This window comes from Cellulosimicrobium sp. EB106-03-01-XG111, assembly GCF_058792115.1.
The window spans coordinates 55,535-79,197 of the sequence record NZ_JBYTEQ010000010.1; the positions used below are offsets into that span (position 1 = coordinate 55,535).

The window sequence follows — 23,663 nt, forward strand, 5'->3', positions numbered from 1 at the left end:
CCGGACCCGGACGGCGCGGTCGGAGGCCGGACCCCGTCATCGACCTGACGCGGGCTCGGTAGAATCGCCCGGTTCTCGAACCCTGACCTGGAGACCCATGCGCATCGCATACATCGTCCACAACGACACCCATGGCGACGCGCGGGTCCTCAAGTACCTCGACTCCGCCGCGGAGAACGGTCACGAGGCGCGCCTCTTCGCCGTGGGCGGAGGGGTCACCCGGTTCCCCCCGGGCGAGGAGCGCCGGCCGAGCGGCGGCGTGATCGTCCGCCTCGGCCCGCGGGCACGGACGACGGACCGGGTCAAGCCCGGTCCGAAGTCGCGACGTCGCTGGCTCCAGCTCGGCCTGCGCCAGTGGACCTTCGCCCTGCGCGCCGCGGTGGCCGTCCGCCGGTGGAAGCCCGACGTCGTCCACGCGCACGACGCCGACACGCTGTTCGCCGCCCTGCTCGTGCGGCTGGTGTCCCGCGTCCCGTTCGTCTACGACGCGCACGAGATCTGGGAGGCGCAGACGCTGCCGCCCCGGATCGCCGCGTACTACCGGTGGATCCTCGACCGTGCGTCGTCCCGGTGGGCGGGGACGATCACCGTCTCCCCGGGCATCCAGCGATGGATGGTGGACCGCTTCTCGCTCGACGTCGAGCCGACGCTCGTGCGGAACGTCCCCGTGGCGGCGTCGCTCCCCGCACCCGGCGCCCAGGGGCTCCTGCGCGCCTCGGCGGAGATCCCGGAGGGTGCCCGTCTCCTGGTCCACGTCGGCCTGATCGGGCCCGCGCGCGGCGTGGCCGAGACGGTCCGGGCGCTGGCGTCGTTGCCCGACGACGTCTACCTCGCCCTCATCGGTCCCGCGCCCCAGCGCTCGCGCGACCACATCGCGTCCGTGGCGCGGGAGCACGGGGTCGCCGACCGCGTCCGCTTCGTCCCGCCCGTCGACTCCGACGCGGTGCCGACCGCGATCCTCGACGCCGACGTCTCCGTCGTCTACCCCCAGCCCGTGAGCCTCAACTCGGTCTACAGCCTGCCCAACAAGCTGTTCCAGTCGATCCAGGCGGGGCTGCCTCTCGTCGCGTCCGACGCGGAGGACGTCGCCGAGGTGGTCACGTCCCTCGGGGTCGGCGTCGTCGCACCGGCACGGGACGTCGAGGCCCTGGCCCGGGCGATCGAGGACGTGCTGGAGTCCGGCGACGTCTACCGCGAGGCGGCACGGCGTGCTGCGCCGGACATGACCTGGGAGCACGAGTTCGCTCGCGCGGCAGAGCTCTACGAAGCGGTGGTGGCCCGATGAAGCGGCTTCTCGACCAGTACCGCTCGCTCGCTCCCTACCTGCCGCGCAGCGCGCAACGGTTCCTCGTGGTCTTCTCGATCGGCTCGGCCTTCCTGTCGGTGCTCGACGTCATCGCGCTGATGCTGCTCTCGAGCGTCCTCGCGGCGGCGGTGGGGGGAGGGGAGTTCTCCATCCCCTTCCTCGGCACGATCCCCGCGGACTCCGTACCGGCGCTCATCCTCGTCCTCTCGGGCGTGGTCCTGCTGAAGTCCGCGTTGGGCGTCGCCCTGCAGTGGAAGGCGACACGGCACTTCGCCGGCTTCGAGCTCTCGGTGGGCGACCATCTCTTCCGGTCCTACATCCACTCGCCCTGGACCGAGCGCATCAACATCAGCACCCCCCGCGTGATCCAGCTCACCGACGGCGGCGTGTCGAGCGTGGTGGGTGGCCTGCTGCTGCCCCTGACGACGGTCCCGGGCCTGCTCGTCACCGCGGTGGGCGTCGTCGTGATCATCTTCATCCAGCAGCCCCTCACGGCCGTGATCACGCTGGCCTACCTCGGGGGGATCGGCGTCCTCCAGTACTACGTGCTGGGGAAGCGCACCCGGGTGGCCGCGCGCGTCGCGCGGGACTCGTCGCTCAAGGTCGCCGGCCTCCTCACGGGCATGATGGCGGCGCTCAAGGAGATCACCCTCCGCGAGAAGGAGGACGAGGTGGCGCAGGCGGTCGCCCGGACGCGGATGCGGACCTCGCGCGCGCGGTCCAACCTCTACTTCCTCCGTGCGGTCCCGAGGTTCGTGCTCGACGCGGCGGTCATCGGGGGCTTCGTGCTCACCGGTGGTGTGGGGTACCTCATGGGGGGCATGACGGAGGCCGTCTCGGCGCTCGCGCTCTTCGGGATCGCGGGCTTCCGGCTCGTTCCCTCGATCACGTCGTTCCAGTCGATCATCACGAGCTCGGTCTCGGCGGACCCGTACATCCGGACGATCATCGGCGACATCGAGCGGTCGCGGGAGAGGGTCACGGCGGCGGAGCCCCGGGACGACGACGCAGGCCCGGACCTTCCCGGGTCCCTGGCGATCGAGATGCGCCGCGTCTCCTACACCTACCCGACGGCCTCCGAGCCCGCCCTCCGCGAGGTGGACCTGACGATCCCGTTCGGCTCGACCGTCGGGATCGTGGGGGCGTCGGGAGCCGGGAAGTCGACGCTGGTCGACATCCTGCTCGGCCTGCTCGAGCCGAGCGGAGGGACCGTCTCGTTCGGTGGTGGCGTCCACGCCCAGCGGCCCTCGGACTGGCGCCGGCACGTGGGCTACGTCCCCCAGGCGGTCGCCCTGTTCGACGGCTCGATCGCCCAGAACGTCGCCCTGACGTGGGGTGGGGACTTCGACCGGGACCGGGTCGAGAAGGCCCTGCGGCGCGCGCAGCTGTGGGACGCCGTCACGGCTCGCTCGCGCGGGATGGACGAGCGGATCGGCGAGGGAGGGCTCGCGCTCTCGGGGGGTCAGCGGCAGCGCCTGGGCATCGCGCGGGCGCTCTACTCCGACCCGCTCGTGGTCGTGCTCGACGAGGCGACGAGCGCTCTCGACACGAAGACGGAGGCGGACGTGGCGGCGGCCATCAACGAGCTCGCGGGGGATGTCACGGTGATCTCCGTCGCCCACCGTCTCTCGACGATCCGGGACGCCGACCAGATCCTCTACATGGAGGAGGGGGAGATCGTGGCCTCCGGGACGTTCGACGACGTCGTGGCCGCCAACCCCGCGTTCCACCTGCAGGCCAGCCTCGCCGGCCTCGTCTAGCGCGGGGCGGACAGCCATGACGACGACCGACACGCTGCTCATCCTCTCGTTCTCCCGCCTGGAGCAGGACGCACGACTGCGTCGGCAGATCGCGCTCTTCGCCGACCGGTACCACGTGGTCACCGCCGGCTGGGGACCGGCCGTGCCCGGCGCGGCGCGCCACGTCGAGCTCCGCGTCCCGGCGTCGGCGGGCTGGCGCCGGAAGGCGCGGTTCTACGCGGAGGCCGTGCTGCTGAGGCTCCACGCGTACCGCCTCCTCTACTGGAGCCAGCCGGCCGTGCGGTCGGCCCGGCGCGCGCTGCGCCGGGAGCGTCCGGACCGGGTCCTGGCGAACGACATCGACGCGCTGCCGCTCGCGCTCGGCCTCGCGCCGGGCAGCAGCGTCCACGGCGACCTGCACGAGTTCTACCCCGGGATGCACGACGACAACCCTCGGTGGGTCCGGCTCCGCAAGCCCTACCTCGAGTGGCTGGTCCGGCGGTACGCGTCGCGCGCGCACTCGTTGACGACGGTCGGCGAGAGCGTCGCCGAGGCGTACGAGCCGCTGGGGCTGCGCCCCGACGTGGTGACGAACTCGCCCGCCTACGTCCGGACGGCGCCGACGCCGGTCGGCTCGCCCGTCCGGATCGTCCACCCCGGGGCGTCGCTCCGGGGCCGGCGCCTGGAGAACATGATGACCGCGGTGGCGACCTCGACGGCGGACGTGCGGCTCACCCTGTACCTGACGGGCAACGACCCGGCGTACGTCGAGGAGCTCCGGGCGCTCGCCCGGCGCCTCGGCGAGCGCGTGCAGGTGGCGGACGCCGTCCCGCACGACGAGCTGCTCGACGTGATCAACGCGCACGACGTCGGGATCCACGTGCTCCCGCCGACGGTGACCAACAACGCGCTGGCGCTGCCGAACAAGTTCTTCGACTACGTCCAGGCGCGGGTCGGGGTCGTCGTCGGCCCGACCCCGGCGATGGCGCGCCTCGTGCGCGAGCACGGTCTCGGCGCCGTGGCGGAGGGCTTCGACGTCGACGCGATCCGGGCCGTCGTCGACGCCCTGACGCCGGAGGCGGTGGCGGGGTGGAAGCGCGCTGCCGACGAGGCGGCGGAGCTGCTCTCCGCGGAGGCGCAGCTGCCGGTGTGGGTGCGCGCGGTCGCGGCACTCCGCCCGGCTCGCGCGCGAGGCTGACCGGGCGGACGCGGACGGTGGGGCGTGTCAGCGGCCGGCCGGGGCGGCGCCGACGGCGGCGAGGAACGCCTCCCGCTCCACCTCGGCGTTGAGCACGTCGGCGGCGCGGTGCGACGCTGCCTTGATGCGCTCGACGTCGTCCGGCGTGAGGGCGTCCAGGGCGGCGGCCAGGTCCGTCCCCTCGAAACCCGGGACGACGACCCCGATCCCGTGCTCCCGCACGAGCTCGGCCATCGCCGGGCTCTCGCCGACCACGACGCCGAGGCGTCCCTGGACCGCCTCGAAGAACTTGTTCGGCAGGGCGAACTCCAGGTTCCGCTCAAGCGGGCGGTAGAAGATGATCTCGAGGTCGTACCCGTTGATCCGCTCGGCGAGCTCGCGCATCGGCGCCGGGGGCACGATCCGGATCCGGTCGCGGGCGGGGTGCACGTCGATCTGCTCCTGGAGCCGCGCACGGACCGCCGGGTTGGGCATGAGCATGAAGGTCATCGAGAAGCGTGCGGGCAGGACGCGCATCGCCTCGAGGATCTCGTCGAATCCCCGCCGGGCCGACGCGAGCCCGTGGAAGAGGAGCCGGACCTCGGCCGGGTCGACGGCGCTGGGCTCCTGCCCGACGAAGGGCGGGATGTTCCGCACGGGGACGGGCTCCGCGATGCCGAACTCGTCGACGTAGAGGCGGCCGATCGGGGCATTGACGACCGAGCGTGACGTGAAGGCGGGGTGGCCGATGAAGCGACGCACCCAGCGGTAGTGCGAGCCGGTGATCCGCGCGCCGAGCGTCCGGCGACGCTGCACGGGGTTGTGGTACTCGTGCAGGTCGACGTGGAGCCGTGCGCGTCGGGCGGCCGGGGTGAAGACCTTCGGGTCGGCCACGAGCGGGCCGAACTCCGTCTCGTTGAAGACGACGAGGTCGTAGTCTCCGGCGCGGAGCCGAGCCGTCGCCTCCGCGGGGATCCGGGACACGAGCTGGCGCCGGAACCGCGCCCGCGGCGGCAGGAGGAGCTGAGCGGCGAGGACGCCGGCGCGCGACGTGACCCAGCGGGACGGCTCGGCCAGCGCGAAGTGGTCCCGGACGTCCGGCGTCGGGCGACCGCCCAGGCCGAGCGTGTCGACCTCCCACCCGGCGCCGGTGAGCCAGTCCACCTGCCGCCGGACGCGGGGGTCGGACTCGATGACCGAGTACGAGAGCACCAGCGCTGATCGCGGTCCGTTCGGGCTGGTCACTGCGGCCACACCTTTCGTCGACGGGCGCCTGCCGGCGCGACCGCGATCCTATCCGAGGGGGATCGCGGCAGGTCCGGCGGTCGTCAGGCGGTGCCGGCCGCCTCCGCGAGCGTCTCCACGACCCGCCGGGCGGCGTGGCCGTCACCGTACGGAGCGGCGTCGGTCGCCGAGGGGCGGGGTCGCGAGACGGCCGCGCGGATCGCCTCCGCGTCGTCGGCCAGGACGTTCCACCCGAGGCCGATGGTCTCGACCCACTCGGTCTCCGTGCGGATCGTCGTGCAGGGCACGCGCAGCAGGAACGCCTCCTTCTGCAGGCCGCCGGAGTCCGTGACCACCCCGGCGCTGCGCAACGCCGCCGCGACGAGGTCGGGGTACGCGAGCGGGGCGTGGGACCGCAGGGCGCCACGGTCGAGGGACACGCCGTGCTCGGCCGCCTTGGCGACGACACGGGGGTGCGCGAGCAGCACGACCGGGCGGTCGAGACCGGCGAGCGCGTCGACGATCGCCGCCATCCGCTCCGGGTCGTCCGTGTTCTCGGCGCGGTGGATCGTGGCGAGGTGGAAGCCGCCGGGCTCGAGCCCGAGCTCGGCGAGCAGCGGGACGCCGCGGTCGGCGACCGCGTCCCTGACCTGGAGCAGGACGTCGGTCATCACGTCGCCGACGAGGACGGAGCGCGCCCCCAGCCCTTCGGACGCGAGGTGGTCCATCGCGACCTGCGTCGGTGCGAGGCACAGGTCGGCGGCGTGGTCCGTGAGGACGCGGTTGTGCTCCTCGGGCATGCGCCGGTTGAAGGACCGCAGGCCCGCCTCGAGGTGCGCGAGGGGGACGTGCAGCTTGACCGCCGACACCGCGGCGGCGAGCGTCGAGTTGGTGTCGCCGTACGCGAGGACCCAGTCGGGCCGGTGCTCGTCGAGCACGGCGTCGAGGGCGCCGAGGATCGCGCCCGTCTGCACGCCGTGGCTGCCGGACCCGACGCCCAGGTGCACGTCCGGGTCGGGGATCCCGAGGTCGCGGAAGAACACGTCGGACAGCATCGGGTCGTAGTGCTGACCCGTGTGGACGATGACGTGCTCGGCTCCTGCCGCCGCGGCCGCCTGCGCGATCGGGGCGAGCTTGACGAACTGCGGACGCGCGCCGACGACGCTGAGGATCTTCACGAGCGTCGATGCTAGCGGGCGCGAGGTGCTTTCCCCGGTCGACGATCTCGGCTAGGTTCGGCCTCCGTCGCCGTCTGTGCCGACGCAGGGGGCCCACCATCAGGAGGCGAATCGTGGCGCGCCACGCAGCACGCACCATCATGTCGACGACCGCCCGGACGGGCAGGACGCGCCCCGGCGACCGGGGCGCCCGCCGTCTGCGGTACGCCGCGACGCCGTTCCTCGTGCTCTCGCTGGCGCTCGCCCCGGCCGCGAGCGCCACGCCGGGACCTGCCGATCCCGAGTCTCCGGACGCCGCGGCCCAGGTGCCCGCCGTGACCGCGGACCTGCCGGAGGTCGGCACCGCCGCGGCCTCCGTCGTGACCCACGACCTGACGCCGGGCGGCGTGATCACGGTCGAGGACGGCTTCCAGACCGCCGCGCTGACATGGCCGTCGCGCCTCGACGGCGCGGTGCCCGAGCTCCGGCTGCGAGCCCTCCAGGAGGACGGTGCCTGGGGACCGTGGACGCATGCCGAGAGGTCGACCGACGGCGCGGACACGGGGACGGGCGACGTCGTCGCGACGACCACCGTCTACGTGGGCGAGTCGGAGGCGGTCGAGGTGTCCACCGTCGACCCGGGCGCCGAACTCCCCGACGGCGTCCGCGTCACGACGGTGTCCTCCGAGCCGGTCGGGGCGGCCGGGGCCGGGGGAGCGGGGGCGGTGCCCGCGGAGGACCGGGCGCAGGCGGCCGCCGGACCGGTGATCGTCACGCGGGCGCAGTGGGGCGCCGCCCCGGCCCGGTGCGCCTGGGACGCGGCCCCCGCCCTCAAGGGCGGCGTGGTCCACCACACGGTGAACACGAACGACTACACGTCCACCGCTCAGGTCATGCAGCTCATCCGGAACGACCAGGCGTTCCACCAGGCCGCCGCCCCGAACGGGAACGGGTGGTGCGACCTCGGCTACAACTTCCTGGTCGACAAGTGGGGCAACGTCTACGAGGGCGCCGCCGGCAGCCTGGAGACGGCGCTGATCGGCGCCCACACGGGCGGCTTCAACACGGGCACCGTCGGGGTCGCGATGGTCGGGACCTACACGAGCACGGCGCCGCCGGAGGCCCAGCTCGACGGCGTCGCGAAGATCATCGCGTACCGCCTGGCGCGCTACGGCGTGGACCCGGCGGGGACCGCGACGTTCACGGCGGCGAGCAGGACCGCGGGCGGCCGGTTCGCCGCAGGACAGTCGGTCGTCCTCCCGAAGGTCTTCGGCCACCGGGACACCCACCAGACGGAGTGCCCCGGTGGGCTCGCCTACGGCCGGCTGGCGCACGTCCAGGACCTCGCGGCGCGCTACTTCCAGCAGTACGTCGTCCGGGCGGAGCGGATCTCGGGCGCGAACCGCTACGCGACGTCGGCCGCGATCTCGGCGGCGACGTTCTCGCCCGGCGTCCCCGTCGCGTACGTCGCGAACGGCCAGGCCTTCCCGGACGCGCTCTCGGGTGGCGCGGCGGCCGTCGTCGGTGGTGCGCCGGTGCTGCTCGTCGCGTCGACGGCCGTCCCCACACCGGTCCTGCAGGAGCTCGAGCGACTCCGCCCGGGCCGGATCGTCGTGCTGGGCGGCACCGGCGTGGTGCCCGGCGCGGTCGTCGCGCAGCTGGAGGGTCTGACGCAGGGCGGGGTGACCCGCCTCTCCGGCGCCGACCGGTTCGCGACGTCGGCCGCGATCTCGGCGGCCACGTTCGCGCCGGGCCCGGACGTCGCCTACGTGGCGAACGGCCTGGCGTTCCCCGACGCGCTGTCCGCGGCACCGGTCGCGGGCGCCGAGCGGGCGCCGGTGCTGCTCGTCGGACCGACCTCCGTCCCGGCCTCCGTCGAGGGCGAGCTCCGGCGCCTGCGCCCGGGTCGGATCGTCGTCCTGGGCGGGGCCGGCTCGGTGTCCGCCGCGGTCGCGGACCAGCTCGCGACGCTCGCGCCCGGCGGGGTGACCCGCACCGCCGGCGCCGACCGGTACGCCACCTCGGCGGCCGTCTCGGCACGGGCCTTCTCGCCGCGGGTCCCCGTCGTCTTCGTCGCGAACGGTCTGGACTTCCCGGACAGCCTGTCGGGCGCGCCGGCCGCCGGCATCGGTGGCGGCCCCGTGCTGCTCACCGCGAGCACCCGCATCCCGGCGTCGGTCGCCGCGGAGCTGGACCGGCTGGATCCCGCGCGCGTGGTCGTGCTCGGCGGCGCGGGCGCGGTGTCCGAACCCGTCCGTGAGGCGCTCTCCGCGTACGTGCGCGGGAGCGCCTCATGACCCGGCGGCGCGACCGCGCGGGCGGGCGCTCCGACCGTCCCGACGGTCGGTAGAGAGCCGGCCCGTGCCCGCGCCCGTGCAGCGCCCGTCGTCCGGCGTCCGGGCGCGCGCCGGGACGGGTGCTGCGCCCGACCGGTTCCGTCTCGACGTGCAGGGCCTGCGCGCCGTCGCGGTGGCGGCCGTGGTCCTCTACCACGCGGGCGTGCCGTGGCTGCCCGGCGGCTACGTCGGCGTGGACGTCTTCTTCGTGATCTCGGGCTTCCTCATCACGGGGCACCTGCTCCGGTCGCTCGAGACGGACGGCAGGCTCGGTCTCGCGGAGTTCTACGCGCGCCGCGCCCGCAGGATCCTCCCGGCGGCGTTCGCCGTGCTGGTCGTGACGATGGTCGTCGCGGCCCTCACCCTCGGTCCGGTCCGCGTGCGCGAGGCCGCCGTGGACGCGCTCGCGACGGCGGCCTACGTGCCCAACCTGCTCTTCGCCCACCGGGGGACGCAGTACCTCGAGGAGACGGAGCCCCCGTCCCTCTTCCAGCACTACTGGTCGCTCGGTGTCGAGGAGCAGTTCTACCTCCTGTGGCCGCTGCTGCTCGTCGGGTTCTTCGCGGTGCGCCGCTCCCACCGCGTCCTGACCGCGCTCGTCGGCGCGGTCGTCGTGGTGTCGTTCGTGGCGTGCGCGGTGCTGACGGTCAGCTCTCAGCCCTGGGCGTTCTTCGGTCTGCCCGCGCGGGCGTGGGAGCTCGCCGCCGGAGGGCTCGTCGCGGCGCTGCTGCATCGTGGCGCGGCGCTGCCTCGTGGGCTGGCCGTGCCGATCGGCTGGGCGGGGCTGGGGGCGGTCGTCGCGGCGGTGCTCCTGCTCGACGCCGCCACCCCGTTCCCGGCACCGTGGGCGGCCCTCCCCGTGGCAGGCACCGCGGCGGTGGTCCTCGCCGGTGCGAGCGCCGGGGCGCGCGGCCCGGTCGCCGTGCTCGCCCGTCCGTCCATGGTCTGGGTGGGTGGCATCTCCTACTCGCTCTACCTCGTGCACTGGCCGGCCATGACGCTGCCGCAGGCGATCCTCGGTCGGACGGAGCCGCTGCCCGTCCTCTGGCAGCTGCTCGTGGCCGCGGCCTGCGTCCCCGTGGCCTGGGCGTCGTACCGGTACCTGGAGACCCCCTTCCGCACGGCTCCACGGCTCCGCTCCGCGTCGCCCCGACGGGTCGGTGCGGTCGCGCTCTCGGCCACGTGCGCCGTCGCGCTGGGGGCCGGGCTCATGGTCGGGGTCGCGGACCGCGCTCCGCAGTCCTCGGGCGCCGTCGTCGCGAGCGGGGACCTGCGGCGCTCGCCCGAGGGGACGGCGGTCGTGCCGGCGAACCTCGAGCCGTCGCTCGCCGAGGCCGGCGACGACCTGCCCGTCGTCTACGCGGACGGCTGCCAGCTCGACGCGGCCGAGCAGGAGCCGGCGCGGTCCTGCCGGTACGGGGCGGACCCGGGCGCGCCGCGCGTCGTCCTGTTCGGCGACTCCCATGCGAGCCAGCTGGTGCCCGCGCTGCTGCCCCTCGCCGACGCCGGGGCCGTCGTGCTCGAGGTCATGACGAAGAGCGGCTGCCCCGCCGCGGACCTCGACGTGGTCACGGGCCGAGGGCAGCCGTACCCCACGTGCTCGCCGTGGCGGGAGCGCGTCCTGGACCGGCTCGCGAGCGATCCGCCGTCGGCGGTGGTCGTCGCCGACTACGCCGGGCAGTCCGGCGCCCCGGACGGCGCGCGGTTCGGCGCGCAGGAGTGGACCGACGCGCTCGGCCGGACCCTGGGTGCGCTCCCCGGCGCGACCCCCGTGCTGGTCGTGGGCGACACGCCCACCCCGGGGGCGTCGCCCACCGCGTGCCTGTCCGTGCACCTCGACGACGCGGCGGCGTGCGCGCTGCCGCCCGACGCACGCAACACCGTCGTCCACGAGGCGGAGCGGCGGGCCGCGGCGCGGGCCGGGGCGCGGTTCGTCACGCTCGACGAGTACCTCTGCGACGACGCGTCGTGCCCGGCCGTCATCGACGACACGCTGGTGTACCGGGACGGGACGCACCTGACCGCCACGATGGCGGAGCGCCTGGCGGAGGTCCTGGGCCCGGAGGTCCTCACGACCCTGCCGCGGTGATCCCCACCTCGCGTATCCTGCACGGTGGTTCGAGCGCCGCGCGCCGAACGACCTCGGTGCGGGTCCCGAGCGGGAAGCCCCCGGACCGACCACCCCTCGCCGGAAGGAACACCGATGCGCATCGCCGTCGTCGCCCTGGGAAAGATCGGCCTGCCCCTGGCCGTCCAGTTCGCGTCCAAGGGGCACGAGGTGATCGGGGTCGACGTCAACGCGGCCACGGTCGCCACGGTCAACGAGGGCAAGGAGCCCTTCCCGGGGGAGGCCGACCTCGCCGAGAAGCTGGCCGAGCTCGTCCCTGCCGGCAGGTTGCGTGCGACCACCGACTACGCCGAGGGGGTCCCCGGTGCGGACGCCGTCGTGCTGGTGGTCCCGCTGTTCGTGGACGAGGAGACGGCGGAGCCCGACTTCGGGTGGATGGACGCCGCCACGCGGTCCCTGGCCGAGAACCTCACCCCCGGCACGCTCGTCTCGTACGAGACCACGCTCCCCGTGGGCACGACCCGCAACCGGTGGAAGCCGATGCTCGAGGAGATCTCCGGTCTCGTCGAGGGCGAGGACTTCCACCTGGTCTTCTCCCCGGAGCGCGTGCTGACGGGCCGTGTGTTCGCCGACCTGCGCAAGTACCCCAAGCTGGTCGGCGGGCTGTCGGCCGAGGGCGCGGAGCGGGCTCGTGCCTTCTACGAGGCCGTGCTCGACTTCGACGAGCGGCCCGACCTGGACCGACCCAACGGCGTCTGGGACCTCGGCTCCGCGGAGGCCTCGGAGCTCGCGAAGCTCGCCGAGACGACGTACCGCGACGTGAACATCGGGCTGGCCAACCAGTTCGCCCTGTTCGCGGACAAGCAGGGGATCGACGTGCACGCCGTGATCGACGCGAGCAACTCGCAGCCGTACAGCCACATCCACCGGCCCGGCATCGCCGTCGGCGGCCACTGCATCCCGGTGTACCCGCGGCTCTACCTGTCCGTCGACCCCGAGGCCTCCATCGTGCGCGAGGCGCGTGCCGTCAACGCGGCCATGCCGGAGCGCGTCGTCGGCCGTGCGGTGGACCTGCTCGGGTCGCTCGACGGCCTCCGCGCCGTCGTCCTCGGCGCCGCGTACCGCGGCGGCGTCAAGGAGACCGCGTTCTCGGGCGTCTTCGCCACCGTCGCGGCGCTCGAGAAGGCCGGTGCCTCCGTGCGCGTGCACGACCCGCTCTACTCCGACGACGAGCTGGTGGCGCTGGGCCTGACGCCCTTCCGGACCGGCGACGAGGCCGACGTCGTGGTCGTCCAGACCGACCACGCCGAGTACCGCGAGACCGGCGTCGAGGACGTCCCCGGCGCCCGTCTCGTCGTCGACGGCCGGGGGGTGACGACCGCCGAGCGCTGGTCCGGCGTCCCGCGCGTCGTCCTCGGCCGCGGCGACGCGCCCGAGCGGGCCTGACCCGTCGGGCGGGGCACCGGTCGCGCGCGGTCCGCCCGTCCTCCGGGGCGGGCGACCCGCGCGGTCGCGCCCGGCCGGTGCACTATCCTGCACGTGCGCTTCCGCGCGTCTCTGTCCGGTTCATCCGTGAGGTCCCCCCATGCGAATCGCCGCGGTCGTCGTCGCCTACGACCGGCGTGACCTGCTCGTGGAGGCGCTCGACGCCCTCGCCGCGCAGAGCCGCCCCCTCGACGACGTCGTCGTCGTCGACAACGCGTCCCACGACGACTCCGCCGTCGTCGCCGCCGAGCACCCCGTGGGGGCCGAGGTGCTGGAGCTCCCGCGGAACACCGGGGGAGCCGGGGGCTTCGCCGTCGGCATCGCGCACGCGGTCGAGGCGCTCGGCGCGGACCTCGTCTGGCTCATGGACGACGACACGATCCCGACGCCGACCGCGCTCGCCGAGCTGCTCGCCGCCCGCGACGCCTACCCGGGCCCGGTCGCCCTCCTGGGCAGCCGCGTCGTGTGGCACGACGGCCGGGACCACCCGATGAACACGCCTCGCCGGCGGCCCGGCGCGTCCGCGGAGCAGATCGCGCGCGCCCGGGAGGCCGGTGCGCTGCCGGTGCGGTCCTCCTCGTTCGTCTCGATGCTCGTCGACGCGCGCGCGGTGCGGCACCACGGCATCCCCGTGGCGGACTACTTCATCTGGAACGACGACTTCGAGTACTCGGCCCGCCTCCTGCGGCGCGGGACGGGGCTGCACGTGCCGGCGTCGGTCGTGGAGCACCGGACGCGGACGTTCGGCGCGACGGACGCGGACCCGGGCGAGCGCTTCTACTACGAGGTGCGCAACAAGCTGTGGATGCTCCTGCGCTCTCCCTCGCTGTCGCCCGAGGAGCGCGTCCTCTACCTCGGCGCCTCGCTCCGGCGCTGGGCGCGGACGTTCCGCCGGTCGCAGAACCGCCCGGTGCTGCGCGCCGCCGGGCTGCGCGGTGCGCGGGACGGCGTCTTCCGTCGCCCGCGCAGCAACGCGACCGCGCTCGCCGCCATGGGGCCCGTCACCGCCGAGGTCGGGGCGCTGGACGCGCGCCGCGGCCGGTCGGAGCAGCCCGCATGACCACCGGGACGCTCCCGCCGTTCTCGCTCCTCCTGCCGGTGTACCACGGGGACGACGCCGCCCACCTGCGTCGCGCGTTCCGCTCGGCGACGGTCGAGCAGGACCTCGCCCCCGACGAGGTCGTGCTCGTCCAGGACGGTCCCGTCGGCCCGGCGCTCGCCGAGGTCGTCGCCGAGATCGAGGACAGCGGCCCCACGGTGACGGTCGTGCGGCTGGAGCGGAACGTCGGCCTCGCGCTCGCCCTGGAGGCAGGGCTCGCGCGCTGCTCCCACGAGGTCGTCGCGCGGACGGACGCGGACGACGTGTGCCGACCCGAGCGGTTCGCGCGGCAGGTCCCGCTCCTCGCGCAGGGGTACGACGTCGTCGGGTCCGCGATCCAGGAGTTCGTCGCCGAGGACGAGCCCGGGCTCGTGCGCGTCCCCCCGCTGTCGAGCCGTGACATCGCGGCGGGCGCGCGGTTCCACTCGCCGTTCAACCATCCGACCGTCGTGTTCCGGCGGTCGGTGGTCGAGGCGGCCGGCGGCTACCAGGACCTCCCGCTGCTCGAGGACTACTGGCTCTTCGCGCGCATGCTCGCCTCCGGTGCGCGCGGTCGCAACGTCGCCGAGCCGTTGCTGCTGTACCGGGTCGGGGCCGGCGCCTACGCACGACGGGGCGGCCTGCGGCTCCTGCGGTCCGAGCTCGAGCTCCAGCGCAGGATGCGCCGCCTCGGGTTCACGTCCGCGACCCAGGCGGTGCGCAACGTCGCGGTGCGCGGCGGGTACCGCCTCGTCCCGGAGAAGGTCCGCACCCTGCTCTACCGCACCTTCCTCGCGGACCGGGGAGGTCGTCGGCGTGGGTGACTGGCTCGGGACGTGGGCCGTGGCGCTCGTGGCCGTCCTCGTCCTCGTGGTCCCCGGCATCGCATCCGCCTACGCCCTGGGCCTGCGGGGCCTCGTGGCGTGGGGGGCCGCGCCCGTCCTGTCCGGTGCGGTGGTCGGGACGACCGCCGTGCTGGTGGGCGAGGTCGGGGCCCGGTGGAACGTCCTGTGGGTCCTGGCAGCGTCCGCGGTCCTGTCGGCACCGGCGTACGGGGTGTGGAGGCTCTCGGGCCGGCGCAGCACGGGGTCCCTGCGCCCCGGGCGGGTGCGCAACGCGGTCGCCGTCGCGGTCGCCGTCACGGCGGTCGTGGCGGTCGCGCTCCAGCTGCGCCGTACCGCCGCCGGGATCGGCGGCCCCGACCGGATCGCGCAGACCTTCGACACCCCGTACCACCTCAACTCCGTGCGCATGATCCTCGAGAACGGCGACGCGTCGTCGTTCCACATGACGCTCACGCAGCCCGAGGCGACGACGGTCTTCTACCCCGGGCTGTGGCACGGGCTGGTCAGCCTCGTCGTCCAGCTGACCGGGTCGAGCATCCCCGTCGCGGCGAACTGGGTGACCCTCGCCGCGACGTGCGTCGCCTGGCCGCTCGGCATGCTCGCGCTCGGCCGGGTGCTGTTCGGGCCGCGCCCGGTGCTGCTGGGAGCCGTCGTCCCGCTGTCGTTCGCCATGACCCAGTTCCCGAACCGGCTCGTGTCGTTCGGGCTCCTCTACCCGAACGTGCTCTCGTACGCGCTCCTCCCCGCGGTGCTCGGCCTGTGCGTGGTCGCCCTGGTCCGCACGCACGGCCGGGGCCGGCTGCCGGCGCTCTTCGGCGTCCTGGCGGGCCTCGTCGCCCTCGCGCTCGCACAGCCCAACGGCGTCTTCGCGCTCGGGTTCGTCGTCGTGCCGCTCGCCGTCCACGCGCTCGTGCAGGTCACGGTGCGCCTGCGGCACCGTGGCCGGTCCTGGCCGGTCGCGCTGCTGCCGTGGCCGGTCACCGTGGCGGTCGTGGTCGCCGGGTACTGGCTGCTGGGGCGCCTCCCGCTGGTCAGCGCCTTCCGCGGCAAGGTGGTGTGGGCCGTCACCGCGGGCCGGGAGCAGGCGGTCGGAGAGGTGCTGCGGCTGACCGCGATGCACCCCTCGATCACGCCGAACTTCCCCGAGCCGGAGACGATCGGCCCGGGGACGCCCAACCTCGTCGTCGCGGCCCTGGTCGTGGTCGGTGCGCTCGCCTCGCTGGTGGTGGCCCGCTGGCGCTGGCTGCCCTTCGCGTACGCGATCCTCGCGGGGCTCTACGTGCTGGTCCGTGCCGTCGACGTGCCGCTGCGGGGGACGCTCACCGGGTACTGGTACGCCGATCCCCAGCGGCTCGCCGCGCTCCTACCCGTGGTGGGCGTCCCGCTCGCGGTCGTCGCCGTCGGGGCGCTGGCCCGGCTCGGTCTCGTCGCCGTCGCGCGCGTGCGCGCCGCCGACCCGAGGCGGGTCTCGCCGTGGGCGGGCGCCGCCGTCGCCGTGGTGGTCGGCCTGCTCGTCTCCGTGGTCCTGCCGCGCACGGCGACGTTCCGGGAGTCGTTCTCGTACCTGGGCCATGCGTACCGGGTGGACCCGGAGGCCGCGAGCTCGACGGGCCTGATCGACGCGCGCGAGCTGCGGCTCCTCGGCAGGCTCGACGAGATCGTGCCGGAGGGCACGGCGGTGGCGGGCGACCCCTGGGACGGCAGCGCCCTCGTGTGGGCGCTCGCGGACCGCGAGGCGGTCTACCCGCACATGGGCATGGTCATGGACCCGGACCGGGCGCTCGTGGCGTCGGCGCTCAACGAGGCGCTCGTCGACCCGGCGGTCTGCGACGCCGTCGAGGCCCTCGACATCGGATACGTGCTCGACATGGGGCGACGCCTGTCGGACGGCGGTCAGGGTGGTTTCGCCGGGCTCGAAGGGCTCGAGGAAGCAGGTGTCGCGCGGCTCGTCGCCCAGGAGGGCGACGCGAGGCTCTACGAGGTGACCGCCTGCTGACACCCCGCTCCGCGGTGGTGAAGGTCTTGTGGCGATGTGACCCGGCCCTGCGGCCCGTCGGAGCGGCGACCCCCGACCTTGTAGGCTTGGGCGGCTGTTCGTCGAGGCTAGGAGATTGAGTGGACGCGGATCTTGTCGTCGTGGGGTCGGGCTTCTTCGGCCTGACCGTCGCTGAGCGCATCGCCGAGGAGTACGGCCGGAAGGTCCTCGTGATCGACCGGCGCACCCACATCGGTGGCAACGCCTACAGCGAGGCCGAGAAGACGACCGGCATCGAGGTGCACCGTTACGGTGCCCACCTCTTCCACACCTCCAACGAGCGGGTCTGGGAGTACGTGAACCGCTTCACGGCGTTCACGAGCTACGTCCACCGCGTGTACACCACGCACAAGGGCGAGGTCTTCCCGATGCCGATCAACCTCGGCACGATCAACCAGTTCTTCCGCTCGGCGCACGGTCCGGACGCCGCCCGCGCGCTGGTCAAGGAGCTCTCGGCCGAGCTCGGGGACAAGAAGCCGGAGAACCTCGACGAGCAGGGCGTCTCCCTCATCGGCCGCCCGCTCTACGAGGCGTTCATCCGCGAGTACACCGCGAAGCAGTGGCAGACGGACCCGCGCGACCTGCCGGCGTCGATCATCTCGCGGCTCCCCGTGCGGTACACGTACGACAACCGCTACTTCAACGACACGCACGAGGGGCTCCCGGTCGACGGCTACACGGCGTGGATCGAGCGCATGGCGGACCACAAGAACATCGAGGTCCGGCTCGGCGTGGACTTCTTCGACGAGTCGCAGCCCGTGAGCAAGGGCAACGTCCTCGGGAACGTGCCGGTGGTCTACACGGGCCCGGTCGACCGCTACTTCGACTACGCCGAGGGCGACCTCTCCTGGCGGACGCTCGACTTCGAGGAGGAGGTGCTCCCGGTCGGTGACTTCCAGGGCACCCCGGTGATGAACTACGCCGACGCCGACGTCCCCTACACGCGCATCCACGAGTTCCGGCACTTCCACCCGGAGCGGGAGTACCCCACGGACAAGACCGTGATCATGCGCGAGTTCTCCCGCTTCGCGGAGAAGGCGGACGAGCCGTACTACCCCGTCAACACGGCGGCGGACCGCGCGCGGCTGCTCGCGTACCGCGACCTCGCGGCCGGGGAGAAGGACGTCCTGTTCGGCGGTCGGCTCGGGACGTACAAGTACCTCGACATGCACATGGCCATCGGCTCGGCGCTGTCGATGGTGGACAACAAGCTCGCCCCGCACTTCGCGCGGGGAGCGGGCATCGAGAGCGGGGGAGTGGACGCATGAGCAGCGCCAAGACCGAGACGGCGGTCGTCACCGACGACCGGGCGGCCGACGACGGCTTCCGGGTCGTGCAGCGGATCATCCTGCCCCTCGACGCGGACTCCGACTCCCTCCCCCTCTACGTCGAGGCGGGTGAGCTCCGTGCGCAGCCCGTGAAGACCGACCTCGAGTCGATGTGGGGCTCGAAGAGCCGTTCCGACCTGGGCTCCCGAGGGTCCGAGTCGGTCCGGTCCCAGGACATCGGCGGACGCTTCTCCATGTCCGTGCGCCCGGGCCGCCGCATCTCCTTCGCGACGTACTTCAACGCGTTCCCCGCGAGCTACTGGCGCCGCTGGACCGTGGTCGACTCGGTCCGCCTCACCGTCCGGACGCGCGGGACCGGGACCGTCACCGTCTACCGCTCCAACGCGCGTGGCGTGCAGCAGCGCGTCGAGTCGCACACCGTCTCGGGCGACGCCAGCACCGTCGTCGACCTCTCGCTCGCGCAGTTCGGCGACGGCGGCTGGTACTGGTTCGACCTCATCGGCGGGACCGACCAGCTCGTGCTCGTCGAGGCTGCCTGGTCGGTCCCCGAGGCCGGACGACGGCACGGACGCACCAGCGTCGGCATCACGACGTTCAACCGCGCGGACTACTGCCTCGAGACCATCCGCACGGTCGCCGAGAGCCCTGAGGTCCGCGAGATCCTCGACGAGCTGATCGTCGTCGACCAGGGCACGAAGCGCGTCCGCGACGAGGAGGGCTTCGACGCCGTCGCGGCCGAGCTCGGCGAGCAGCTCCGGATCGTCGAGCAGGGCAACATCGGCGGGTCCGGCGGCTTCTCGCGCAGCATGTACGAGACGGTCCAGGCCGGCAAGAGCGACTACGTCATCCTCCTGGACGACGACATCGTCCTCGAGCCCGAGAGCGTGGTGCGGCTGGTGACGTTCGCCGACTACACCCGCGTACCGACGCTCGTCGGCGGGCACATGTTCGACATGTACAACCGGTCCACGCTGCACACGTTCGGCGAGATCGTCGAGCCCTGGCGCATCCAGCCCGGGCTCCCGCACGCGGACATGGAGAACGGTCACGACTTCCGCGGAGGCGGGCTGCGCGCGACCCCGTGGCTGCACCGCCGCGTCGACGTCGACTACAACGGCTGGTGGATGTGCCTCATCCCGACCGCCGTCATCCGGGAGATCGGGCTCTCGCTGCCCGTCTTCATCAAGTGGGACGACGCGGAGTACGGCCTGCGTGCGCGTGCCCACGGCTTCCCGACGGTCTCGCTGCCCGGTGCCGCCGTCTGGCACGTCTCCTGGGCGGACAAGGACGACCTCGTCGGGTGGCAGGCGTACTTCCACGAGCGCAACCGCCTGATCACGACGCTCCTGTACTCGCTGTACGAGCGCGGCGGCCGCGTGCTGCGCGAGTCCACGTACATGGACGTCAAGCACCTCATCTCGATGCAGTACTACTCCGAGCAGGGCCGGCTCATGGCGATGCGGGACGTGCTCGAGGGGCCGGACGCGCTGCACGGGATCATCGGGAAGAAGCTCCCGGAGATCCGTGGCATGGTCGCGGAGTTCTCGGACGCGCAGTACAAGGCCGACTTCGACGAGTTCCCGCCCCCTGCGCCGAGCAAGCCGCGCAACAAGGGCCGCGGTGTCCAGGTCCCGAACCGGCTCACGCTCGTCCCGTGGGCGGCGAAGACCGTCATCCGGCAGGTCGGCAAGCCGGTCGACCCGCGGTTCACCGAGCAGCCGCAGACCCTGGTGCCGCACCAGGACGCCCGCTGGTGGCGTCTGTCCCAGTTCGACAGCGCCATCGTGTCGAACGCCGAGGGCACCGGTGCGTCCTGGCACAAGCGCGACCCGCGCAAGGTGCGGACGATGCTCACGGAGGGGGTGCGGCTGCACGCGGAGCTCTTCGCCCGCTGGGCGGAGCTGCGGTCCTCGTACCGTGACGCGCTGCCTCGCATCACGTCGATGGAGGCGTGGAAGCAGACCTTCGACGAGAACCCTCCCACGCCCCGATGAGCCAGACGGTCGTGACCGAGCGGCCCATGATCGAGCCCGGGCACGGGCACGGGCTCGTCGACGTGGTGCGGAACCGCTTCCTCCTCCGGCTGATCGTCAAGAAGGAGGTCCGCGTCCGGTACCGGGGCTCCGTGCTCGGCATGCTCTGGTCGTACGTCAAGCCGGCGGTCCAGTTCGTCGTCTTCTTCCTCGCGCTCGGGCTCTTCCTCGGGCTGAACAAGGGGATCGAGGACTACGCGGTCTACCTGTTCTCGGGCATCGTCGTCATCAACTTCTTCGGTGAGGGCTTCTCCAACGCGACCCGGTCGATCGTCGGCAACGCTCCGCTGATCCGGAAGATCTACCTGCCGCGCGAGCTCTTCCCGGTGTCGTCGCTCTGGGTGTCCGCCGTGCACTTCTTCCCGCAGCTGCTCGTCCTCCTCGTGGGCGCGGTCATCTTCGGCTGGCGGCCGAACCCGGCGGAGCTCGGTGCGGGGCTGCTCGGGTTCACGATCGTCGCGGTGCTGTCCCTGGGGCTCGGGCTGCTGTTCGGCGCGGTGAACGTCTTCTACCGCGACGCCGAGAACTTCGTCGACCTCATCGTCATGGTGGCGACGTGGCTCTCCCCGGTGCTCTACCCGTGGGAGGCCGTCCGGGACGTCCTGCCGACCTGGCTGTTCGCGGTCTACCAGCTCAACCCCCTCACGGGCGCGGTCGAGCTGTTCCACTACGCGTTCTGGTACCCGGGGACGACGTCGCCCGACATCGAGCTCCCGCCGTCGATGTGGGCGTTCGGGTGGGCCGGCCTCGGCATCGCCCTGCTGCTCCTGCTCCTCGGCCAGTCCGTCTTCCGGCGCCTCGAGGGGCGCTTCGCCCAGGAGCTGTGACATGACGACCAGCATCGAGATCCGGGACGTCCGGAAGAGCTTCACGCTCCGGCACAACCGGTCGCTCAAGGAGCTCGCGATGTCGGCCGTACGCCGGCAGCGGCTCGCGGACGAGTTCGTCGCGCTCGACGCGATCGACCTCACCGTCGCCGAGGGGGAGACCGTCGCGCTGCTCGGGTTCAACGGGTCCGGGAAGTCGACGCTCCTCAAGCTCATCTCCGGCGTGCTGCGCCCCGACCAGGGGACGGTCAGGACCCGGGGTCGCGTCGCCGGTCTCATCGAGGTCGGCGCAGGCTTTCACCCCGACCTCACGGGACGCGAGAACGTCTTCCTCAACGGTGCCATCCTGGGCATGCAGGAGGACGACATCGAGCGACGCTTCGACGAGATCGTCGCCTTCAGCGAGATCGAGCGCTTCATCGACACCGAGGTCAAGTTCTACTCCTCGGGCATGTTCCTGCGCCTCGCCTTCGCGGTCGCGGTGCACTCGGACCCCGAGGTCTTCCTCATCGACGAGATCCTCGCCGTGGGGGACGAGCCCTTCCAGAAGAAGTGCCTGGCCCGGGTCCGGGAGCTGCGCGACGAGGGCAGGACGCTCGTCATCGTCAGCCACGACCTCGACATGGTGGCGGGGCTGTGCGAGCGTGGCGTCCTGCTCGAGGGCGGGCGCGTCCGCGCCGACGGTCCGACCAGGGACATGGTCGACCTCCTCCGGGCCGTATAGGAGATCGAGTGACGAACGAACCGGTGACGCAGGGGGCGCAGGCAGGTCTCCCGGCGGTCGATCCCGAGAGCACCGACGGTCGCCCTGCGTCGGCGACCTCGACCGAGAGCGGGGCAGCGCTCCCGCGCGAGGGGCGCTGGGACTCGTTCCGCCACTGGGGCGAGCGCGGACCGCGTGGTCTCCTCCTCGGGGCGGCCCTGGTCGTGACGACCGCCGTGCTCGCGTTCGTGCCGTACCTGTTCGACGCGCGCTTCTACTTCAACGACGACACGCAGACGGGCGCGTACGGCATCTGGTACGCGATCGGCGAGTCGCTCCGCTCGGGACACATGCCGTTCTTCGAGCCCGGTCGGTGGATGGCGGGCAACTACGCGGCAGAGGGCCAGTGGGGCCTGTTCAACCCGCTCGTCATGCTCGTCGGGCTCGGGGCGAGCGCCGCCGCCGACATGACGGCGTACGCGGCGCTGGTCAAGGTCGTGTTCCTCGTCCTCGCGGCGGGAGGGTGGTTCCTCCTCTTCCGCTCGTACGGTGCCGACCGCACGTGGGGGTTCCTCGGGGCGGTGCTGACCACGTGCACCGGGTTCACCGTCTACGTCGACGCGGCGTCCTGGGTGACGGGCCTCTTCGTCTGGGCCCTGCTGCCGTGGGCGTGGTGGGCGTTGCGCCGCACCGCCGCGCGCGGCGGCAGCCCGCTCTGGGCGTTCGCGGGCGGCTACCTCGTGATCACGATCGGCTACGTGCACGGGACGATCATGCTCGTGGCGGTCATCGCCGCCACGATGGTCGAGGCCTTCCTCGCGGGGCGCCGCGCCGCGGTCGTGCGCACGCTCGTCGTGGGTGCCCTCCTCGGCCTCGTCGCGCTCGCGGTGTATCTCCCCGGCCTGCTGACCGCCCCGGTCACGGTCCGCGACGCGACCGGCATCCTCAACGACAACTTCATGTCGCCCGATCTCTCGGGGCTGTCGACCTCCTGGATCGCGACGGCGCAGCCCTGGGTGTCCGGCTTCTGGGGGCTGCCCACGCCAGGCCCGATCCTCTACATCGCATGGCTCCTGCCCGCGGTCCTGTTCGTCCGTGCCCGGGGGGCGCGCGCCGCCGTCCCGACGCTGGTGGGGCTGCTCGCGGTGGGGGCGTTCGCGGCGGTCTTCGTCCTCGGGCCCAGCGCGGTGGGACCGCTGCGCTTCCCCGCCCGCCTGCTGCCCTATCTCGCGACCTGCGTCATCGGCGTCACGGTCGTGCTGCTCAGCCGTGCGGCGGGCCGCCCGAGCGCACGACGGATCGTCGGCGTCGGTGTCGTCGTCCTCGTCGGCGCCTACTTCGCCTACGCGGAGTCGCCCTCGTGGTGGAAGGTCTACGCCGTCTCGACGCTCCTCGCGCTCGGTGGCGTCGTGCTCCTCGGCCTGCTCCTCCGCGCCGGGGGCGACCGCCGTCGCACGACGCGCAGGATCGCGGCCGGCGGGCTCGCGGTCACGGCCGTCGTGGTGCTGCTCCAGCACGCGACCATCCCGCAGGCACCGCTCCCGGACTACGGCCTCTCCGGGCAGCGGGCGGACTACCAGGAGAAGCTGCCCGACGCCGAGGGGGACGTCTTCGTCGTCGGGACGCCGCAGTTCGTGCGCGGCGCCTGGAACGACGTCGCGTACGCGAACCTCTGGTACCTCAACGAGGCGTCGGTGCAGAACGTCTACACCCCGTTGCAGTTCCGGGCCTACTCGGAGCAGCTGTGCATGACGTCGCACGGCGCGTCGTGCTGGGACGCGGCGGAGACGCTCTTCGAGACGGACCCCGAGACGGGACGCCCGCTCGCCGACCTGCTCGGCGTCAGCACGGTGCAGATCCTGCGGCGGGACGACGGCGAGTCTCCCGACCCGTACGCGGACGCCACCCCGCCCCCCGGCTGGCACGAGACGACCCGCAGCGACGTGAGCGTGGGCTGGCAGCGCGACGAGCCGGTCCCGGGCGCGGGCGGCATCACCTGGACGTCCGACGGGACCACCGTGTCCGGCACGGAGGTCTCGAAGACGTCCGTCCGGTTCACCGTGGACGAGGTGCCCGCCGACGGCGGCCGGGTCGTGCTGTCCCGCCTCGCCTGGCCGGGGTACTCCGTCCAGGGGGCCGCGCTGGGCGACCCGCTGCGCGACTTCCTCGTCGTCGTCGAGCTCGCACCCGGTTCGAGCGGGGACGAGGTCACGGTGTCCTTCTCGCCGCCGGGCTGGACCGTGGAGGTCGCCGCCCTCGCGGTGGGGATCGCCGGGGCCCTGCTGTGGTCGCTCGCGGAGGTCGTCGTGCGTCGTCGTCCGCGACGCGCCCGCGAGACGGCGTCGTCGCCGGCCGGATGAC

The 23,663-nt window shown here is 73.2% G+C and carries 16 protein-coding genes; 14 read left to right on the forward strand and 2 right to left on the reverse strand.

What is annotated here, in order from left to right; genetic code table 11:
- Positions 1-97: 97 nt before the first annotated feature.
- From AC3WT4_RS10675 to AC3WT4_RS10685, 3 genes are read left to right on the forward strand one after another with little or no spacing between them, the layout of a single operon-like run.
- Positions 98-1,285 carry a glycosyltransferase gene (locus AC3WT4_RS10675; protein ID WP_492315423.1) on the forward strand — a complete coding sequence of 396 codons (1,188 nt, stop codon included), beginning with the start codon at positions 98-100 and terminating at the stop codon, positions 1,283-1,285.
- Positions 1,282-3,066 carry an ABC transporter ATP-binding protein gene (locus tag AC3WT4_RS10680; protein ID WP_108047886.1) on the forward strand — a complete coding sequence of 595 codons (1,785 nt, stop codon included), beginning with the start codon at positions 1,282-1,284 and terminating at the stop codon, positions 3,064-3,066. Before AC3WT4_RS10675 ends, AC3WT4_RS10680 begins: the two co-directional genes overlap by 4 nt.
- Before the next feature lie 16 nt (positions 3,067-3,082).
- Positions 3,083-4,243: a glycosyltransferase family protein gene (locus AC3WT4_RS10685; RefSeq protein WP_108047889.1), complete on the forward strand. Its 1,161-nt coding sequence runs from the start codon at positions 3,083-3,085 to the stop codon at positions 4,241-4,243.
- Positions 4,244-4,270: 27 nt separating this feature from the next.
- On the opposite strand, the gene AC3WT4_RS10690 is transcribed toward AC3WT4_RS10685, so the two are convergent.
- Both AC3WT4_RS10690 and wecB read right to left on the reverse strand, forming a co-directional pair.
- The gene (locus tag AC3WT4_RS10690; protein ID WP_492315424.1) at positions 4,271-5,467 is read right to left on the reverse strand and encodes a glycosyltransferase family protein; all 1,197 of its coding nucleotides are present in this window, start codon (positions 5,465-5,467) and stop codon (positions 4,271-4,273) included.
- 83 nt (positions 5,468-5,550) lie between these two features.
- Positions 5,551-6,624: a non-hydrolyzing UDP-N-acetylglucosamine 2-epimerase gene (gene wecB, locus AC3WT4_RS10695; RefSeq protein ID WP_074807713.1), complete on the reverse strand. Its 1,074-nt coding sequence runs from the start codon at positions 6,622-6,624 to the stop codon at positions 5,551-5,553.
- 113 nt (positions 6,625-6,737) lie between these two features.
- Between wecB and AC3WT4_RS10700 the strand changes: the two genes are divergently transcribed.
- From AC3WT4_RS10700 to AC3WT4_RS10750, 11 genes are all read left to right on the forward strand, one after another.
- Complete coding sequence (locus tag AC3WT4_RS10700) at positions 6,738-8,900, forward strand: cell wall-binding repeat-containing protein (protein ID WP_492315425.1); 2,163 nt, start codon at positions 6,738-6,740, stop codon at positions 8,898-8,900.
- 64 nt (positions 8,901-8,964) lie between these two features.
- Positions 8,965-11,028: an acyltransferase family protein gene (locus tag AC3WT4_RS10705; RefSeq protein WP_492315426.1), complete on the forward strand. Its 2,064-nt coding sequence runs from the start codon at positions 8,965-8,967 to the stop codon at positions 11,026-11,028.
- A gap of 114 nt (positions 11,029-11,142) precedes the next feature.
- On the forward strand, positions 11,143-12,453 hold the full coding sequence (locus tag AC3WT4_RS10710) for a nucleotide sugar dehydrogenase (protein ID WP_492315427.1): 1,311 nt from the start codon (positions 11,143-11,145) through the stop codon (positions 12,451-12,453).
- Positions 12,454-12,592: 139 nt separating this feature from the next.
- Positions 12,593-13,552 carry a glycosyltransferase family 2 protein gene (locus AC3WT4_RS10715; RefSeq protein WP_492315428.1) on the forward strand — a complete coding sequence of 320 codons (960 nt, stop codon included), beginning with the start codon at positions 12,593-12,595 and terminating at the stop codon, positions 13,550-13,552.
- Positions 13,549-14,394: a glycosyltransferase gene (locus AC3WT4_RS10720; protein WP_074807702.1), complete on the forward strand. Its 846-nt coding sequence runs from the start codon at positions 13,549-13,551 to the stop codon at positions 14,392-14,394. Before AC3WT4_RS10715 ends, AC3WT4_RS10720 begins: the two co-directional genes overlap by 4 nt.
- Positions 14,387-16,411, forward strand: coding sequence for a DUF6541 family protein (locus tag AC3WT4_RS10725; RefSeq protein ID WP_492315429.1), 2,025 nt, complete (start codon positions 14,387-14,389; stop codon positions 16,409-16,411). Before AC3WT4_RS10720 ends, AC3WT4_RS10725 begins: the two co-directional genes overlap by 8 nt.
- A gap of 119 nt (positions 16,412-16,530) precedes the next feature.
- Positions 16,531-17,718, forward strand: a complete 1,188-nt coding sequence (gene glf / locus AC3WT4_RS10730) for a UDP-galactopyranose mutase (RefSeq protein WP_074807698.1) — start codon at positions 16,531-16,533, stop codon at positions 17,716-17,718.
- Positions 17,715-19,733: a glycosyltransferase gene (locus tag AC3WT4_RS10735; RefSeq protein ID WP_074807695.1), complete on the forward strand. Its 2,019-nt coding sequence runs from the start codon at positions 17,715-17,717 to the stop codon at positions 19,731-19,733. Before glf ends, AC3WT4_RS10735 begins: the two co-directional genes overlap by 4 nt.
- The gene (locus tag AC3WT4_RS10740) at positions 19,730-20,599 is read left to right on the forward strand and encodes an ABC transporter permease (protein WP_021480445.1); all 870 of its coding nucleotides are present in this window, start codon (positions 19,730-19,732) and stop codon (positions 20,597-20,599) included. Before AC3WT4_RS10735 ends, AC3WT4_RS10740 begins: the two co-directional genes overlap by 4 nt.
- A 1-nt stretch (position 20,600) precedes the next feature.
- A complete protein-coding gene (locus tag AC3WT4_RS10745) occupies positions 20,601-21,323 on the forward strand; it encodes an ABC transporter ATP-binding protein (protein ID WP_021480446.1) in 723 nt (240 codons plus the stop codon).
- An 8-nt stretch (positions 21,324-21,331) separates the two neighbouring features.
- Entirely contained in the window at positions 21,332-23,662 is a 2,331-nt protein-coding gene (locus AC3WT4_RS10750) for a hypothetical protein (protein ID WP_074807692.1), read from the forward strand.
- Position 23,663: the final 1 nt, after the last annotated feature.

Excerpts from the sequence above, each read along its gene's own strand:
- AC3WT4_RS10685 (WP_108047889.1), top strand. The coding sequence starts at position 3,083 with ATGACGACGACCGACACGCTGCTCATCCTCTCGTTCTCCCGCCTGGAG.
- AC3WT4_RS10675 (WP_492315423.1), top strand. The coding sequence starts at position 98 with ATGCGCATCGCATACATCGTCCACAACGACACCCATGGCGACGCGCGG.
- AC3WT4_RS10715 (WP_492315428.1), top strand. The coding sequence starts at position 12,593 with ATGCGAATCGCCGCGGTCGTCGTCGCCTACGACCGGCGTGACCTGCTC.
- AC3WT4_RS10720 (WP_074807702.1), top strand. The coding sequence starts at position 13,549 with ATGACCACCGGGACGCTCCCGCCGTTCTCGCTCCTCCTGCCGGTGTAC.
- AC3WT4_RS10745 (WP_021480446.1), top strand. The coding sequence starts at position 20,601 with ATGACGACCAGCATCGAGATCCGGGACGTCCGGAAGAGCTTCACGCTC.
- AC3WT4_RS10710 (WP_492315427.1), top strand. The coding sequence starts at position 11,143 with ATGCGCATCGCCGTCGTCGCCCTGGGAAAGATCGGCCTGCCCCTGGCC.
- AC3WT4_RS10740 (WP_021480445.1), top strand. The coding sequence starts at position 19,730 with ATGAGCCAGACGGTCGTGACCGAGCGGCCCATGATCGAGCCCGGGCAC.
- AC3WT4_RS10680 (WP_108047886.1), top strand. The coding sequence starts at position 1,282 with ATGAAGCGGCTTCTCGACCAGTACCGCTCGCTCGCTCCCTACCTGCCG.
- AC3WT4_RS10735 (WP_074807695.1), top strand. The coding sequence starts at position 17,715 with ATGAGCAGCGCCAAGACCGAGACGGCGGTCGTCACCGACGACCGGGCG.